Genomic DNA, 16,847 nt, shown 5'->3' on the forward strand with positions numbered 1-16,847 from the left:
CCTTGTTTAAGGGTCTTCACAGCTGATAAGTATTATTGGTGAGCGGCGCTCCACCCTCGGGGGTGACCCGCACGGTGTCGCTCATGCCAACCCCCCACTGGCCCGGCAGCCGCAGGCAAAGCGGCAGATGGAAGACCATATCGGTGGCAAATTCGGCGTACTGACCGCGAGCGATATAGCCCGTCCCCTCAACCCAGCTGGGCGGAAACTGGGCCCCCACCGCATAGCCAAACACTCCCGAAAAGAACACGCGCTCGATGTGGGGCGCCAACACCGCCTCGGCGGCCTGCGCCGCATCGTCGAAGGAGGCACCCGGTCGCATGGCGTCGCACAGCGCCTCAAACATCCCACGGCAGACATCGCGCAACGCCTGCATTTCGGCGCTGGCCAGGCCCGCCACGGCGGTGCGCATCATCGGCGCGGTATAGCGCTGGAAAGCGGAGCCGAACTCCAGAAACACCGGGTCGTCGCGCTCAATGACCTGACGCTTATGGTTGACGTGAATGGTGCCGATACGTCGGCCGACAGTAACGATGGGCTGCAGGCTCATGAACTCGCTGCCCGCCGCCAGCATGGCCCGGCTGCCCTCCGCCGCCACCGCGTTGTCGGTGACGCCCGGCACAATAATCGCCTCGGCCGCGCGCAATCCCGCCGCGGTAATTCGTGCACTCTCTCGCAGGCAGTCGAGCTCCGCGGGTGTCTTGACGATACGGATGCGGTCGAGCAGCTCGCCCCCATCATCACGGAAACGCCCGGCCCCGAGACGCGCCTGCAGTTCGCGAATGACCCCAAAGCGCAGGCCAGCGCCGAAGGCGTCCAGGCCGATGGACTGGTACGGAGCCAGGATATCGATCAGTGGCTCGATGACTTCACCGATGCCTTCCCAGCGGTAGTCCAGTATCTCGTCTACCGCGGCGGTGACCACGGCGGGGCCGACCTCGATGGAGGGCACCTGTAGCACCAGCCGCTCGGCCGACACCACCAGGCACACGTGCACCGAGACTTCAAAGGTGTGATACCCCGTTAGGTAAAAAATATCGGCGGGATCGGTGAGCAACAGCGCCTCGAGCCCGGCAGTCTGCATGGCTTCGTGCACTCGCCGGCGACGCGCCGCGAGCTCGGCGGGGGCAAAGGGCAGCTCACTCTCGGCCAGGCGCTCGGCCAAGGCATAGCGGTAGGCGTGATGATCCACGGGCAGCGCTCCTGAAAACAAGACTCCCCTCAGTGTAGTCATGGCTCTGCCAGCATGTCACTGTGGCTCATCCGCTATTATATGAACGAGTACGGCATGGGCATCCAGGTCACCGCGCTCTTGGCGGTCGGCATCGACTGGGGTTGTGCACAAACCGTGCGGTAACGGGTATCATCGACGTAAAGCTCACAACGTTCAGGTGCTCACAATGGCAGGCGGCTGGGCGCGCGACGGCGCCGTACAAGATCAGATTGACGCAAGCGTTGAAGACGCCGTAGAGCGTGCCAGAAGCGGTCTGCACGCCGGCGACTCGGCGGAGTTTTGCGAAGAGTGCGATGCGCCGATTCCTCAGGCGCGTCGCGAAGCCATCCCCGGCGTGCAGCTGTGTATTCACTGCCAGGCCGAAGCGGAAAAGCATCAGGCCGCCTCAAGCGGCATCAACCGGCGGGCCAGTAAAGACAGCCAGCTGCGCTAGCTCCCCATCGCCTCCCGGGCCAGGTCGATCACTCTGGCGCTGGTGGCAAGGGCGGGGTTTTCGATCTCGTCGAGCCGGAACCAGCGGGCGTCAAGGGCATCGCTGGCGGCGGCGAGAGTACCGCTCGGCTCGCAGCAGAGCACGGCGATGAGCACGAAATGGTGCTTAAGCGCGGCCCCGGCATCGCGGTCGAGCACGTCAATGGCGGTGAGCACGCGTTCGGCGGCGGCGTTTAGCCCGGTTTCTTCGCGAAGCTCGCGCACGGCGGCCTCGTGTACCGTCTCCCCCGGCTCGATCCTGCCGCCGGGAAAGCCCCAGAAACCCTTGTTCGGCGATTTGGAACGCTGCACCAGCAGCGCGGAGTCGCCCTTGACCACCACCGAGATAACGGCCGGCACCGGCCGTACGGCACCGCCCTGCTGCGTCTGTTGTTGCTTCTCTGCCATTATTTCCCCCGGGTTGCTGGGCGGTTATTCCTCAAGGCTTGCTGAATCTAGCCGATCCTTCAGCCAATCCCAAAGCAGTGCGGCCTCTGGCCGCGGCCGGGGCCGCGCCGGGCGCACTAGCCAGAACCCTTCGTGGCTTTCTACCGGTCGGTTAAGCGCGACCACGAGGTCGTGGCGGTGCTCTACCAGCCGGCGGTGGGTCAAGGCAACGCCTTCGCCCTGGGCGGCAAGCGCGAGCGTCATGGTCTGGGTATCGCAGATTAGCGGCGCGCAGCGCGAAGAAAGCGCCGGCACTCCCACGGCATCCAGCCAGGTAGGCCAGCCGACGGCAAACCCCGCCGCGTGCAGCAGGGTATGCGCTGCCAGGTCTTCCGGCCGGGCAATCGCTTCGGCCAGCGCCGGGGAGCACACCGGCAGCATAGTCTCTCCGCCAAGCGGCAGCGCCTCCATGCCGGGCCAGGCACCCTCACCATAGCGTATTTCCAGATCGGCGCCTTCGGGGCCGAAATCGTCCGGCCAGATGGCGCTGACGAGCCGCAGCGCCACTCCGGAATGCTGCCGCCGGAAGGCGGGTAGCCGCGGTGCCAGCCAGTTCTGCTGCACCACCGGCGTGGTGCGCAGGGTGACCGGCGCGTCGCTGGCGTCGCCGAACACTTCCCGAGTGCCTTCGGTCAGCCGGGTGAAGCCGTCCTGAAGGCTCGGCAGCCACGCCTGCCCCGCCGGCGTAAGGCTCAGGCTGCGCGGATGGCGGACAAAAAGCCGCTGGCCCAGGCGGTCTTCGAGCAGGCGTACGCGCTGGCTGATGGCCGCCTGGGTCACGCCCAGCTCCTGGCCGGCGGCGGTAAAGCTCAATGTTCGGGCGGCAGATTCGAAGGCCTGCAGCCAGATTAGCGGCGGCAGCGCGCTCATGAAAAAGTCTGGCATAAGTTATATCGGGTCATAGCGGCCAGATTAATCGTTTGTGACGGTGCCGGGCAAGCTCCATCCTTGCCACGCAGCCAAGACGTCACCAAGGAGTCAATATGACCACAGCCGCCGAACAGCGCCCCGTTTTGCCCATGGGCGAGCTAAGCGATTACGCCGGAGGCCCCGCTCTGATGCGCGCCGAGACCGCCAGCGACCGCCTCACCCTGACCTGGGAAAGCGGCGAACAGTCGGCCTTTTCCCTGACCTGGCTGCGCGATCACTGCCCCTGCCCCGAGTGCCGGCACGCCAAAACCCGGGAGCGCCTGACGATTCCCCTCGAGCCTCCCGAGCGCGCCCCCGGGGCGCAGCTGATGGAAGGCAACCTTGAGCTTGTCTGGGCCGACGACCACCAGAGCCGCTTCGACGCCGGCTGGCTACATCAGCGCCGTCCCGGCCAAACGCCAGGCGACACTATCCCCGCGCGCCGCCCCTGGGCCGAGGGCTTTCAGCCGGTCAGCGTCGACCACGCCGACTTTACCGGCAGCGCCGAGGGCGAGCGCGCCTGGCTTGACGCCCTGCTGCGCGACGGTCTGGTGCTGTTGGACAACGGCCCGTTGGCCGACGAAGAGGTTAGCCGCCTGGCCGAGCGCATCGGCCCGCTGCGCCCGACCAACTTCGGCGCGCGGTTCGACGTGCGCTCCAAGCCCAACCCCAACAATGCCGCCTACACGGCGATCGGCCTGGCGCCGCATACCGATCTGCCCAACTGGCGCCAGCCGCCGGATATCCAGCTGCTCTACTGCCTGGAAAACGGCGCCGACGGCGGCGAGTCCACCTTCAGCGACGGCTTTGCCGCCGCCACAGCGCTCCGCGAACGCTCGCCGGAGGCGTTCCGGCTGCTCAGCGAAACGCCCATCGACTTTCGCTTCCAGGACGATCACCACGACATTGCCTGGCGCGCGCCCATCCTCACCCTGGGCGCCGACGGCGAGCTTTTAGAAGTGCGCTTCAACAACTGGATACGCGACACCCTGCACCTGCCCCCGGAGCAGGCCGACGCCTGGTACCGGGCCTACCGCGAGTTCTGGCATCTGGTGCACGAGCCCAACCAGCAGCTCGAGTTTTCCCTGGCACCCGGGCAAATGGTCGCCTTCGACAACCGCCGCATGCTCCACGGGCGCAAGGCCTTCAACCCCGAAAGCGGCCGGCGGCACCTGCAAGGCACCTATCTGGACCTTGACCTGCTGGAGTCGCGCTTGCGGGTGCTGGCCCGCCGGGCGTAAGGCCAGCGCTCGCCCCGCCCATACGCCGCCATCTATAGCGTGGCAGCGTTTAACTGCCAACGTTGTTTTATCGCCAACGTTTAGCCGCTAATGTTTAACTGCCACTATTCAACAAAGGTATGTGAATGCGTATTCCCCTGACCGCTGCACTAATACCCCTCCCCCTGACGCTTGGCCTGGCAGGCCCGGCCCAAAGCGATGACGGCACCGTCAATATCGGCGTACCCGCCTGGCCCGGCATCACCGTCAAGACGGAGATAGCCAGCCAGCTTCTCGCGCCGATGGGCTACACCGCCAATACCCAGGAAGTGGGTATCCAGATCATCTACCAGGGGCTCGACACCGGCGACCTCGACGTCTTTCTGGGCGGCTGGCTTCCCGCCCAGGAGCCGCTTTATACGCCGCTCGATGAAAGCGGCGCGATCACCACGGTGGTCAATAACGTCGACGGCGCGCAAATGACCCTGGTCGTCCCCGACTACCTCTACGAGCAGGGCATCCAAAGCTTTGCCGATCTGGACGAAAACCGCGATCTCTTCGACGGCAAGATCCACAGCTTCGGCGCCGGCTCGGCGGCAAGCCAGGTGCTCGACAAGGCCATCGATAGCGACGCCTGGGGGCTCGGCGACTGGCAGCTGGCAGATACCAGCGTGGTCGCCATGCTCGGCGCGGCGCGCAACGCCATCGAGCGCGAAGAGCCCATTGTCTGGGTCGGCTGGCGCCCCCACTGGATGAACCTTGAGTTCGACATGCGCTACCTCGACGACCCCAAGGACCTGTTCGGCGAGAACAACGGCGAAAGCCAGGTGCTGACGCTGATGCGCACCCCCTATGCCGACGGCCACGCCAACCTGGTCGGCTTCTTTAAAAACTTTACCTTCTCCGCCGAAGAGCAGAGCTGGATGATCAACGAGTTCGGGCAAAAGGAGCGCGCTCCGGACGTCGTCGCCCGGGAGTGGCTGGAAGACCACCCCGAGCGCGTTCAGGCCATGCTGGAAGGCGTGACGACCCGCGACGGCGATCCGGCCTGGCCGGCGGTCGAGGCCAGCCTGTAAGCCTCCCGGCTTACCGCCCCGCCCGGCGTCATCACCCGGCGGTGAAACGCAGCCGATACGGCGGGGCAATGGCATTTTTTGCCGGCTTCATGCAGGCTAGGGGGTCCATTTTCACGACGCGAGGCATCGCTATGACCCTACCCCCCACCCCACGGCGCCCTTTGATGAACGGCGTACTCTCGACGGGCCTGCTCGCTCTGCTGGCGATGCCCGTCGCCCAGGCAGCGTCCGCGCAGCACACCCTGGATGAAGTGCGTTTCGGCGTCCCTCCGTGGCCGGGCATTACGGTCAAGAGCGAAGTCGCCAGCCAGCTTCTGGAAGCGCTTGGCTATGATACCCAGCAGCGTCAGCTGGCCGTCAGCGTGATTCTCAACGCGCTCTCCCAGGGCGATCTCGAAGCCTACCTGGCCGGCTGGTACCCCCAGGAGCGGGACATGCTCGCGCCGCTGCTCGAGGACGGCTCGGTCATCGAAATTGTCGACAACATCCCGTCGGCGATCACCGGTATCGCCGTCACCGACAACGCCTGGCAGGCGGGCGTGCGCAGCATCACCGACCTTGACGAGCACGCGGATCGCTTCGGCAGCCGCATCTACGGCATTGAAGCCGGCTCGGGCATCAACGACGCCGTCCTCAAGGTCATCGACGAAGAGCGCTTCGGGCTCGGCGACTGGCAGCTGCAGGAATCCAGCGCCTCGGCCATGCTCGCCCAGGTAGGCCAGAAGGTCGAGAAGGACGAATGGGTCGCCTTCATCGGCTGGCAGCCGCACTGGATGAACGTCGCCTACGACATGCACTACCTCGAGGATGCCGACAACTCCGGCGCCGCCGAGCTGGAAGGCCATGTGGCAACGGTGGTGCGCTCCGACCTTGAAGACTTGGATCCCAACGTCGCGCGTTTCTTTGAGCAGTTCGTGGTGGGCAGCGATGTCCAGAGCGAATGGGTCAACGCCTACTCGCGTGAAGAGCGCGACGCCGAAGACGTCGCCGGCGAATGGATCACCGCGCACGAGGATACCGTGGCCGAGTGGCTTGACAGCGTCACCACCCGTGACGGCGACCCCGCCATGGAAGCGGTGCGCGAACAGCTGCTGTAGTCGCTTAGGCGGCAACCTCTGGAGATAGCCCATGGCACCTGCCCCCTCCCCTGAATCGGCTACCCCCCAGCCCCGTCGCCTGGCGGGCATGAGCTGGGCGCACTTTCTCAACGACGGTGCGGCCAACTATTTGCCCGGCGTACTGCCGGCGATTCTTGTTTCGCTGAATCTGTCGGTGGCGCTTGCGGGCACCATCATGGCCGCGCTGCTGATGGGCCAGGCGCTGCAGCCGCTGGTGGGCCTGCTGGCCGACCGCGTGGGCGGGCGCATCATGGTCGTTTTGGGGCTGGCCGGCTCGTCTCTGGGCGGGGCGCTGGTCGGCTTTGTCACCCACTTTTGGTCATTGCTTGGGGTGCTGGCGCTGATCGGCATCGCCAACTCGTTTTTCCACCCCCAGGCGCTGGCCGGCATCCGCCAGCTGGGCGGCAACCGGCCGGGCATGTCCATGTCGATCTTCATGGTCGGCGGCGAAGTGGGCCGCGGGGTATGGCCGGCCATCGCCAGCTGGGTGGTGGTGCAGTGGGGGCTTGGCTACCTGTGGATTCTCGCGCTGCCGGCGCTTTTTACCCTGCCGCTGCTCTTGCGGTTTGCCCCGCGGCTGTCGGCGCGCACGACCCAAGCCACGCCGATCGCCTGGCGCCAGCACGCCGGCCCCATTACCCGGCTCACCGCCTTTTCCACCCTGCGTTCGCTGATGATTTTTTCGATCATCACCTTTGTCCCGGTCGCCTGGGCGCAGACCGGCGGCTCGCTGACCACCGGCGCCAGCTTTATCACGGTGATGCTGGTGGTCGGCGTGATCGGCAACGTAGGCGGCGGCCACCTGTCCGATAAAATCGGCCGCCGGCCGCTGCTGATCGCCGCCATGTGCCTGGCCACTTTGATGCTCGCCGCTTTTCTGCTGGCAAGCGGCGGCTGGCTGTGGCTGGTGCTCGGCGTTTTGGGGATCAGCCTCTTTGCCACGCTGCCGCTGAGCGTGCTCATCGCCCAGGATATCCTCCCCGAAAACCGTTCGCTGGGGTCCGGGCTGGCGCTGGGCCTTTCCAACGGCCTGGCGGCGCTGGGCATTATGATCCTGGGGCCGGTGGCCGCTCACTGGGGGCCGGAGGCGCCGCTGTGGGTCGCTCTGGTCGGCGGGATGATCAGCGTCCCGCTGGCCGCGGGCCTGCCGGAACACACCCGTTTAGCCCGGTAACCAGCGCAACGCGCGGTCGCTGCCGGCGCTGCCAAATTTCTCCATTCACCTGCACGACGGACAACCATGAGCTACACAGACATTGCCCCAACCCGCTGCTGGGCGCCCTCCGAGCGCCAGCGCCAGGCAACACAGATGATGCGCTTTGCCAGGCAAGTGGGCCTGGAAAATGCCGGCTACGCGGACCTGCACCGCTACTCGGTGGCCTGCCTGGAAGACTTCTGGGCCGAATTCTGGGACTTTGCGCAGCTCAAGGCGAGCCCTTACGACCAAGTGCTGACCACGCCAAGCGGCAAACGCATGATGGAAGCGCGCTTTTTTGACGGCGCGACGATCAACTTTGCCGAGAACATGCTGGCCGGCGACCCCGCAAGCGTGGCCGTCATCGAAAGCGACGAGCGCGGCCTGGGCAACGAAGTCACCCTGGCCGAGCTGCGCGCCCGGGTCGCCGGCGCCCAGCAGGCGCTGCGACGCCTCGGCGTCGAAGAAAACGACCGAGTCGCGGGACTCATGCCCAACAGCCTGGACACTTTGGTCATGGTGCTGGCCACCGCCTCGATCGGCGCCATCTGGTCGGTATGCGCGCCGGAGTTCGGCGTCTCGGGCGTACTCGACCGCTTCGGCCAGATCGAGCCAAAGGTCCTCGTGGCAGTGTCTCGCTACCGCTACAACGGCAAGATCCACGAGCTGGGCGAGCGCATCGGCACCGTAGCCAAAACGCTTGGCGTCGAGCAAGTGCTGCTGACCAATGACGATGAGATCGACGCCGCGCCGATAGGGGTTTCCCGGCTGGGCGAGCTTGCCGCCGGCAGCGCCGAGGTGCCGGACTATCCGCGCTTCGACTTCAACCACCCGCTCTACATCATCTATACCTCGGGCACCACCGGGCTTCCCAAGTGCATCGTCCACAGCACCGGCGGCACGCTCATCGAGCACCGCAAGGAGCACATGCTGCACTGCGACATCGGCCCCGGCGATCGCGTGCTCTATTACACCTCGACCGCCTGGATGATGTACAACTGGATGGTCACTACCCTGGCCAGCGGGGCGACGCTGGTGCTTTACGACGGCGCCGCGGTGCCCAAGATCGACGCCGAAGGGAACACCGATACCGACCTGCTCTGGCGCCTGGTCGCCGAGACCGGCGCCACCCACTTCGGCACCAGCCCGCAGTATCTCAAGCTGATGATGGACGGCGACTACCGCCCGGGGGATACCCACGACCTGGCCGCGCTGCGCATGATCCTCACCTCGGGCGCGCCGCTGACGGCCAACCTCTTCGACTGGGTCTACGACGCCGTGGCGTCCGACCTTTGCCTGGCCTCCATCTCCGGCGGTACCGAGATTCTCGGCTGCTTTGTTATGGGCAACCCGGCGGAGCCCGTGTACCGGGGCGAAATCCAGGGCCCCGGGATGGGCATGGCCATGGCCGTGGTCGACGAGCGGGATATCCCCATCTTCGGCCGCGAGGGGGATGTCGTCTGCACCGAGCCCTTCCCCTCCATGCCGCTGGCGTTCTGGGGAGAAGACGGTCGCCAGCGGTACCTGGACACCTACTTCAGCGACCGCGACGACGTCTGGACCCACGGCGACGTCGCCGAAATGCGGCCCACCGGCGGCGTAGTGATCACCGGGCGCAGCGACACCATGCTCAAGCCCGGCGGGGTACGCATGGGGCCGTCGGAAATCTATCGCGTCGTCGAAGCGCTGGATGAGGTCGACGATTCGGTGGTGGTCGGCTATCCCACCGGCGACGGCAACATGGACCTGTGGCTGTTCGTCGTGCCCGCGGGCGGCCGCTCGCTCGACGACGCCCTGCGCGACACCATCCGCAAGCGCCTACGCGCCGAGGCGTCGCCGCGCCACGTCCCCAAGCGCATTTTCCCGGTAGCTGCGGTCCCCTACACCTTCAACGGCAAGAAGGTGGAAAAAGCCGTGCTGCAGCTGGTCACCGGCAAGCCGGTGAAAAACCGCGGCTCGCTGCGCAACCCCGACTGCCTGGACGAGTACGCCGCCCTCGCCGACGGCACGGCCTGAGGCCTCGCGCCTCCCGGCCTTGAATGACAAAGCCTGCTGGATTAGCGTCGATCCGGCAGGCTTTGCGGCCACTAAAGCCGAGTCATCCAGGATCCGCCCTGGCTGTACCCATCACAGGAGGCGCCTTATGCCCGCCCAGCACCCGGATCGACAGCGTCTTGAGCGCTATGACGAGACGACGGACGAATACACCCTCGCCATCATCACGGATGAAGATCACGCCTCCCAGGTAGAGCTTGAGGACGGGCAAACGGCCTGGCAGTCCACGCTGCGCTACGACAAGCTCTATCGTCACCTGGATCCGGCCACCGGCAGCGCCCGCTACCGCATGGCAGCAAGTCCACATAAGGAAGGCGGAGAACATCGGCTGATCAGCCTGATCGCGGAGAGCGGCCGCGGCGCCGAATTCTCCGAGCTGGTGCTGTTCGGCGAGCGGCTGATCACCTTCGATGATCGTACCGGCCTGGTGTGCGAAATCCGCCACAACCACCAGCTGGTGCCCCGCCACATCCTCATGACCGGCAGCGGCGACGAACAGTTCAAGGGCTTCAAGAGCGAATGGGCCACCCTGAAAGACGACCGGATGATCGTCGGCAGCCACGGCAAGAACGCCCAGGAAGAATGGATCAAGATTTTGGACCGCCACTACAGTCTGGAAAGCGCAAACTGGCATCGTCACTACCAGCGCATCCGCGATGCCCTGGGGGTGGGCGAACAAGGCTACGTGACCCATGAGGCAGCGGAATGGCACCCCTACCGCCAGTGCTGGATTTTCTTCCCACGGAAAATTTCCACGACGCCGTTCGAGGAAGCCGTAGACGAGCGAGAGCGCGGCGGCAATACGCTGATCATCGCCAGCGCCGACTTCAGCGACATCAAAACGCTGGAGGTCGGTGAGCGAATACCCGAGCGCGGCGTGTCTTCCTTCAAGCTGGTTCCCGGCCGTACCGACGAGTGTATTGGCCTGAAAAGTGTGGAAATCAATGACCGCACGGAAACCTACCTGTTCTGCTTTGACCTTGAGGGCAACGTCCTGCAGGAAGACACCCTGATCGGCCATTATAAATGTGAAGGTGTAGAGATTCTCTAAGCCGTTGAGTCCCGGCGCCTTCTCTCCATGTTTTCAAACCCTCCTTTCAAACCCTCCTTTCAAACCCGGTTTTCAACCCCGACCCCGGAGCATTCTATGTATAAACTGATCTACTCCAGCCTTCTCGGCTGCGCCCTTCTCGCCACCACCTCTGCCTGGGCGCAGGACACCCTGCCCACCGTCGAAGACCGTGACGGCTGGGCCGTGCACCAAAGCGAGATGTCGTACCCATCGCTGGTCGATAGCGTCAAGGCCGCTGCCGAGGCGAGCGACCTCGGCGTCGTCACCGAAGCCGGCCCGACCCAGGCGGCCGCCGATCGCGGCGTCGACATTCCCGGCAATCGCGTCATTGGCCTGTTCAATAACGACTACGCCGTGACCGTTCTGCACGCCTCCACCGCCGCGATGATCGAAGCGCCGATCCGCATGTACGTCACCGAAGCCCCCGACGGCACCGCCACGCTATCCTATAAGCTTCCGACGTCCGTTTATGAGCCCTATATGGAAGAAGGCGGCGACGCCCTGGCCGAGGCTGCCGAAGCGCTCGAGGCCGACTTCGAGTCGGTGGCAAAGGACGCGCTGGAATAAGCCAATGGGCAACGCCAGAGGACAACGTTCGGATAGCGCGCAGGGAAGCGCCTGAGACGGAGAACGAATAAGAAAGGATATAATAGAGAAGCTAAAATGGAGGCGGCCCCAAAAGCCGCATCCCGGCACACGCGTCCACCACTACCGTTGCTCCCTTCCGGGCCTGGCGGGGTTTGCAGTTTAGCGTTGCGGGAGGACCTGAGGGGCCACCATCGCCGCAGGCTGGGCCTGCGCTTGTTCGCTGTGGTGGCTACGCCCTGATTCGAACAGGGGACCCCATCATTATGAGTGATGTGCTCTAACCAACTGAGCTACGTAGCCTTTTCGCCATCAGCGGGGCAGCATTATGCCCGCGGATAGCGGCAAAGGCAAGCCCTTTTTTCCTGCCCTTGCCGCCGATGACGTCATTCGATCCGAATCAGTTAAGCGCGGAGCGCACCGCAGGCGCGCCCGGCTCGCCGTCAACGGTGGTGACGCCGTCAAGCCATTCGTCGAGCAGCTCGTCGTTGGCCGTCAGGTAGGCGCGGGCGGCATCCCGAGGATCTTCGCCCTCGTCCATGATGCTTGCCATCAGCTGGTTTTCCATTTCCAGGGTAAACGTCAGGTTGTCCAGCAGCGCGCCGACGTTGGGGCACTCGTCCACGTAGCCTTCGCGGGCGTTGGTGTACACCGTGGCGCCGCCGAAGTCAGGGCCGAAATAGTCGTCGGCGCCGGACAGATAGGCCATGTCGAAGTTGGAGTTCATCGGGTGCGGCTCCCAGCCCAGAAACACCATCCACTTCTCCTTGGGCGTGCGGGCCTTGAGCTCTGAGAGCATGCCCGCTTCGCTTGAGTCCACCAGCTGCCAGCCGTCCAGGCCGTAGGCGCCGTCGTCGATCATGTCCTGGATCATCTGGTTGCCGTCGTTGCCGGCCTCGATGCCGTGGATGCGCGAATCGAACTTGTCCGCGTGGTCGGCAAGATCGGTCACCGAGGTCACCCCGGCGTCGTGGACGTACTGGGGAACGGCCAGGGTGTACTTGGCGCCTTCGAGGTTGGCCTCCAGACGCTCGACGCTGCCGCCGTCGACGTACCTGTCGCTGATGGTGGCCATAGTCGGCATCCAGTTGCCGAGAAAGACGTCAAAGTCGTTGTTCTTCATGCCCGAGTAGGCAATCGGCACGGAAACGGTGTCCACCCGAGTGTCATAGCCCAGGCCTTCCAGCACTTCGGCGGTGAGCGCGGTGGTGGCGGTGATGTCGGTCCAGCCGACTTCGGCGAAGCGCACGGTGTCGCACTGCTGGGCCATCGCGGTCGCCGGCACGCCGGCGGCGAGCGTCAGCGCGGCCACCCAGCGCAAGGGTGAGGGAGCAGAGAAGCTCATGGGATTCCTCCGAATACGTTATTAATTGAACGTTCAATAAAAAAATGTCACCCTGCACAGGTAATCACGCCTTCATGCTGGTTTCAAGGGCAAGGCATCAACGCCATGGCGCATAGCGCCGCCGGACAATGGCATAATCGGCCGTTTTAGCGTGTCTTGTTCAACGAGTTTCGGGAGAGTACGCCGTGCCCAAGGTAGGAAACGAGCCGCTGCGCCGCCGGCAGCTGATCAGCGCCACCATGAACGCCATTGACGAGGCGGGGCTCGCCGACGCGACCATTTTGCGCATCGCCCGCCGGGCGGGCGTCTCGGCAGGCATCATCAGCCACTATTTCGGCGGCAAGGACGGCCTTCTGGAAGCCACCATGCGCCAGATCCTCACCGACCTTGGCAACGCCGTCGGCGAGCGCCGCCGCGCGCTTGACGATGATTCGCCCCGGGCCTGCCTCGGCGCGGTGATCGAGGGCAACTTCGATGACTCCCAGGTCACCGGGCCCGCCGCCAAGACCTGGCTGGCGTTCTGGACGAGCAGCATGCATAAGCCCGACCTGGCGCGGCTGCAAAACGTCAACGATCGCCGGCTGTACGCCAATCTGTGCTTCCATTTTTCCCGGGTGATGCCCCGCGCCGAAGCGCAGGACGCCGCCCGGGGCCTGGCGGCAATGATCGACGGCCTCTGGCTGCGCGGCGCGCTCACTCCCGAAGGGCTCGGCGCCGAAGGCGCCCGACGCCTCGCCTTCGCTTGCCTTGACCAGCTTTTGGCCCAACACGGCGGCGCGCCGGCATCGCCGTCCGCCGCCATAGGAGAGACCCATGATGAATGACATCCAGCCGCTCTATATCGACGGCCGCACCGTCGCCGCTACCTCGGGCGACACCTTCGACGTGACCAATCCCTTTGATGCCACCCGGCTGGCAAGCGTCGGCCAGGCAAGCGAGGAAGACGTCGATACCGCAGTCGCCAGCGCCGTCCGGGGCCAGAAAACCTGGGCCGCCATGACCGGCATGGAGCGCGGCCGGGTGCTCAACCGCGCCGCTGCCATGCTGCGCGAGCAAAACGACGCCCTGGCCGAGCTTGAAACCCGCAACACCGGCAAGCCGCTGAGCGAAACCATCGAAGTGGACGTTCAGACCGGCGCCGACGCCCTGGAGTACTACGCCGGCCTGGCCCCTGCCCTGGAAGGCAGCCAGATTCCGCTGCGCGAAAGCTCCTTTGTCTATACCCGCCGGGAGCCGCTGGGCGTGATCGGCGCCATCGGCGCGTGGAACTATCCGCTGCAGATCGCCTGCTGGAAGGCCGCCCCGGCGCTGGCCGCGGGTAACGCCGTGGTGTTCAAGCCAAGCGAAGTGACCCCGCTCACCGCAATGCAGCTGGCCGAGACGCTCACCGCCGCCGGCCTGCCCGACGGCGTGTTCAACGTGGTGCAGGGCGACGGCCGCGTGGGCAAAATGCTCACCGGCCATCCGGACATCGCCAAGATCACCTTCACCGGCGAAGCCGGCACCGGCCGTCAGGTCATGGCCGACGCCGGCGGCTCCACGCTGAAGGACGTCACCATGGAGCTTGGCGGCAAGTCGCCGCTGCTGGTGTTTGCCGATGCCGACCTGGACCGCGCCGCCGACGCCGCGATGATGGCCAACTTCTACTCCAGCGGCCAGGTGTGCACCAACGGCACCCGGGTCTTCGTCGAGCGCGGGATCAAGGACGCCTTCGAGGAAAAGCTGCTGGAGCGCGTGGCGCGCATCCGCGCCGGCGACCCGCTGGACCCCGAGGTCAACTTCGGCCCGCTGGTGAGCTTTGAGCATCAGGAAAAAGTGCTTTCCTATCTCGCCCTGGGCCGCGCAGAAGGCGCGCGGGTGCTGACCGGCGACGACGCGGCCTTTACTCAGGGCACGTTCGCCAGCGGCGCCTGGGCGGCGCCCACTATCTTTACCGACTGCCGCGACGACATGCGCATCGTGCGCGAGGAGATCTTCGGCCCGGTGATGTCGCTGCTCGCCTTTGACGACGAGGCCGAAGCCGTTCGTCGGGCCAACGACACCGACTACGGGCTGGCCGCCGGCGTGTTCAGCGAGAGCCTCAACCGCGCCCACCGCGTCATCCACCAGCTCGAAGCCGGCATCTGCTGGATCAACACCTGGGGCGACTCCCCCGCCGAAATGCCCGTGGGCGGCTACAAGCGGTCCGGCATCGGCCGGGAGAACGGTCTCGAAACCCTCGGCCACTACACCCAGACCAAGTCGGTCCAGGTCGAAATGGGCCCCTTCGAGTCGGCGTTTTAATACGCTTCAAGGAGAATGCCATGTCCCGGACACGCGAATTCGACTACGTCATCATCGGCGCCGGCTCGGCGGGCAACGCGCTCGCCGCGCGCTTGACCGAAGACAGCGACACCACCGTGCTGCTGCTTGAGGCCGGCGGCCCCGACTACCGCCTGGACTTCCGCACCCAGATGCCCGCCGCGCTTGCCTACCCGCTCCAGGGCACGCGCAACAACTGGGCCTTTCATACCGAGCCCGAGCCGCACATGGGCGGCCGGCGCATGGAGTGCGGGCGCGGCAAGGGCCTCGGTGGCTCTTCACTGATCAACGGCATGTGCTACATCCGCGGCAACGCCCTGGACTATGACAGCTGGGCGCAGCGCCCGGGGCTCGAGGACTGGGATTACCTCAGCTGCCTGCCCTACTTCAGAAAGTCCGAGCGCCGGGACATCGGCGCCAACGACTACCACGGCGGCGACGGGCCCATCGATGTGGCCACGCCCAAACCGGGCAACAACCCGCTGTACCGCACCTTTATCGACGCCGGGGTGCAGGCCGGCTACGCCGAAACCGACGACGTCAACGGCTATCGCCAGGAAGGCTTTGGCCCCATGGACCGCTTCGTCACGCCCAACGGCCGGCGCGCTTCCACCGCCCGGGGGTATCTCGACACCGCCAAAAAGCGCGATAACCTGACCGTGGAAACCCACGCGCTGACCGACGTCATCGAATTCGACGGCAAGCGCGCCCTGGGCGTGCGCTACGCGCGCAAGGGCAAGCCGCAGCGGGTTCACGCCCGGCGCGAGGTGCTGCTGTGCGCCGGAGCGATTGCCTCGCCGCAGATTCTCCAGCGCTCGGGCGTCGGCGACCCGGCCCTGCTCGAGCGCTTCGGCATTACGCCGGTTAAGGCGCTGCCCGGCGTAGGCGAAAACCTCCAGGACCATCTGGAAATGTACCTGCAGTACGAGTGCAAGGAGCCGATTTCGCTCTACCCCGCGCTCAAGTGGTACAACCAGCCCAAGATCGGCGCTCAGTGGCTGTTTGGCGGCACCGGCATCGGCGCGAGCAACCAGTTCGAGGCCTGCGCCTTCATCCGCTCGAGCGAGGACGAAGCCTGGCCCAACCTGCAGTATCACTTTCTGCCCATCGCCATCAGCTACAACGGCAAAAGCGCGGTGCAGGCCCACGGCTTTCAGGCCCACGTCGGCTCCATGCGCTCGGAAAGCCGCGGCCGGGTACAGATCACGTCGAAAGACCCCAGCGCCGCGCCCAGCATCCTGTTCAACTACATGGCCACGGAAAAGGACTGGCAGGAGTTCCGCGACGGCATCCGCCTGACCCGGGAGATCATCGGCCAGGCGGCGTTCGACGCCTACCGGGGGCGCGAAATAGCCCCCGGAGCGGACGCCCAGAGCGACGCCGAGCTGGATACCTTCATCCGGGAAAACGCCGAAACCGCCTACCACCCCTGCGGCACCTGCCGCATGGGCGAGGATGAAGGGGCGGTGACCGACGGCCAGGGCCGGGTTCACGGCGTTGACGGCCTACGCGTGGTAGACGCTTCGCTGTTTCCGGTGATCCCCACCGGCAACCTCAACGCGCCGACGATCATGCTTGCCGAAAAGATCGCCGACCGGATCCGCGGCCGCGAGCCGCTGCCCCGCCGCGAGGTGCCCTACTACGTGGCGGATGGGGCTTCTGCCGAGGAGGCGGCAAAGGCCAACCTGGCGACCCCCACCTGAGGCGATGCCGGCTCGGCGGCCAACGCCGGCCGGCGAGGATACCGCCTACCATGAACAAGCGCTGCGGCCGAGCCGCAGCGCTTTTTTTGTGCGCCGACGGTTTCGGCGATACATTG

The 16,847-nt window shown here is 65.5% G+C and carries 15 protein-coding genes, 1 tRNA gene and 1 other RNA gene; 11 read left to right on the forward strand and 6 right to left on the reverse strand.

Annotated elements, in window-relative coordinates; all coding sequences use genetic code 11:
- Window positions 1-16 precede the first annotated feature (16 nt).
- Window positions 17-1,192 (reverse strand): M24 family metallopeptidase, encoded by a 1,176-nt coding sequence (locus tag ACZ46Y_RS08700; protein ID WP_311953178.1) that lies wholly within the window; start codon window positions 1,190-1,192, stop codon window positions 17-19.
- 208 nt (window positions 1,193-1,400) lie between these two features.
- Between ACZ46Y_RS08700 and ACZ46Y_RS08705 the strand changes: the two genes are divergently transcribed.
- Window positions 1,401-1,667 (forward strand): DksA/TraR family C4-type zinc finger protein, encoded by a 267-nt coding sequence (locus ACZ46Y_RS08705; protein ID WP_311953182.1) that lies wholly within the window; start codon window positions 1,401-1,403, stop codon window positions 1,665-1,667.
- On the opposite strand, the gene ACZ46Y_RS08710 is transcribed toward ACZ46Y_RS08705, so the two are convergent.
- Window positions 1,664-2,113: an NUDIX hydrolase gene (locus ACZ46Y_RS08710; RefSeq protein WP_311953189.1), complete on the reverse strand. Its 450-nt coding sequence runs from the start codon at window positions 2,111-2,113 to the stop codon at window positions 1,664-1,666. The genes ACZ46Y_RS08705 and ACZ46Y_RS08710 overlap by 4 nt on opposite strands.
- A gap of 24 nt (window positions 2,114-2,137) precedes the next feature.
- On the reverse strand, window positions 2,138-3,022 hold the full coding sequence (locus tag ACZ46Y_RS08715) for a LysR substrate-binding domain-containing protein (RefSeq protein WP_311953521.1): 885 nt from the start codon (window positions 3,020-3,022) through the stop codon (window positions 2,138-2,140).
- A gap of 113 nt (window positions 3,023-3,135) precedes the next feature.
- Between ACZ46Y_RS08715 and ACZ46Y_RS08720 the strand changes: the two genes are divergently transcribed.
- The 7 genes from ACZ46Y_RS08720 (at window position 3,136) to ACZ46Y_RS08750 (ending at window position 11,364) form a co-directional block, all read left to right on the forward strand.
- Window positions 3,136-4,302, forward strand: coding sequence for a TauD/TfdA family dioxygenase (locus ACZ46Y_RS08720; RefSeq protein ID WP_311953194.1), 1,167 nt, complete (start codon window positions 3,136-3,138; stop codon window positions 4,300-4,302).
- A gap of 125 nt (window positions 4,303-4,427) precedes the next feature.
- On the forward strand, window positions 4,428-5,357 hold the full coding sequence (locus ACZ46Y_RS08725; RefSeq protein ID WP_311953200.1) for an ABC transporter substrate-binding protein: 930 nt from the start codon (window positions 4,428-4,430) through the stop codon (window positions 5,355-5,357).
- 131 nt (window positions 5,358-5,488) lie between these two features.
- On the forward strand, window positions 5,489-6,454 hold the full coding sequence (locus ACZ46Y_RS08730; RefSeq protein ID WP_460541103.1) for an ABC transporter substrate-binding protein: 966 nt from the start codon (window positions 5,489-5,491) through the stop codon (window positions 6,452-6,454).
- A 31-nt stretch (window positions 6,455-6,485) separates the two neighbouring features.
- Entirely contained in the window at window positions 6,486-7,649 is a 1,164-nt protein-coding gene (locus ACZ46Y_RS08735) for an MFS transporter (RefSeq protein ID WP_311953209.1), read from the forward strand.
- Window positions 7,650-7,715: 66 nt separating this feature from the next.
- Window positions 7,716-9,686 carry an acetoacetate--CoA ligase gene (locus ACZ46Y_RS08740; protein ID WP_311953215.1) on the forward strand — a complete coding sequence of 657 codons (1,971 nt, stop codon included), beginning with the start codon at window positions 7,716-7,718 and terminating at the stop codon, window positions 9,684-9,686.
- 127 nt (window positions 9,687-9,813) lie between these two features.
- Window positions 9,814-10,776: a hypothetical protein gene (locus ACZ46Y_RS08745; RefSeq protein WP_311953227.1), complete on the forward strand. Its 963-nt coding sequence runs from the start codon at window positions 9,814-9,816 to the stop codon at window positions 10,774-10,776.
- 96 nt (window positions 10,777-10,872) lie between these two features.
- Window positions 10,873-11,364, forward strand: a complete 492-nt coding sequence (locus tag ACZ46Y_RS08750) for a DUF302 domain-containing protein (protein ID WP_311953231.1) — start codon at window positions 10,873-10,875, stop codon at window positions 11,362-11,364.
- A 106-nt stretch (window positions 11,365-11,470) separates the two neighbouring features.
- On the opposite strand, the gene ffs is transcribed toward ACZ46Y_RS08750, so the two are convergent.
- From ffs to ACZ46Y_RS08765, 3 genes are all read right to left on the reverse strand, one after another.
- An RNA gene (ffs, locus tag ACZ46Y_RS08755) (signal recognition particle sRNA small type) lies at window positions 11,471-11,567 on the reverse strand.
- 41 nt (window positions 11,568-11,608) lie between these two features.
- Window positions 11,609-11,685: transfer RNA gene (locus ACZ46Y_RS08760), tRNA-Met, on the reverse strand.
- Between the two features lie 97 nt (window positions 11,686-11,782).
- Entirely contained in the window at window positions 11,783-12,727 is a 945-nt protein-coding gene (locus tag ACZ46Y_RS08765) for a choline ABC transporter substrate-binding protein (protein WP_311953234.1), read from the reverse strand.
- 185 nt (window positions 12,728-12,912) lie between these two features.
- Here ACZ46Y_RS08765 and betI point away from each other — a divergent pair, with 185 nt between their 5' ends.
- Genes betI through betA form a run of 3 tightly spaced genes read left to right on the forward strand, consistent with a single transcriptional unit; the run spans window position 12,913 to window position 16,731 of the window.
- A complete protein-coding gene (betI, locus tag ACZ46Y_RS08770) occupies window positions 12,913-13,551 on the forward strand; it encodes a transcriptional regulator BetI (protein ID WP_311953237.1) in 639 nt (212 codons plus the stop codon).
- Entirely contained in the window at window positions 13,541-15,010 is a 1,470-nt protein-coding gene (gene betB, locus ACZ46Y_RS08775) for a betaine-aldehyde dehydrogenase (RefSeq protein ID WP_311953240.1), read from the forward strand. Before betI ends, betB begins: the two co-directional genes overlap by 11 nt.
- Window positions 15,011-15,030: 20 nt before the next feature.
- Window positions 15,031-16,731, forward strand: coding sequence for a choline dehydrogenase (gene betA / locus ACZ46Y_RS08780; RefSeq protein ID WP_311953242.1), 1,701 nt, complete (start codon window positions 15,031-15,033; stop codon window positions 16,729-16,731).
- The last annotated feature ends 116 nt before the right edge of the window (window positions 16,732-16,847 follow it).

The sequence above is a fragment of the Halomonas garicola genome (assembly GCF_055382465.1).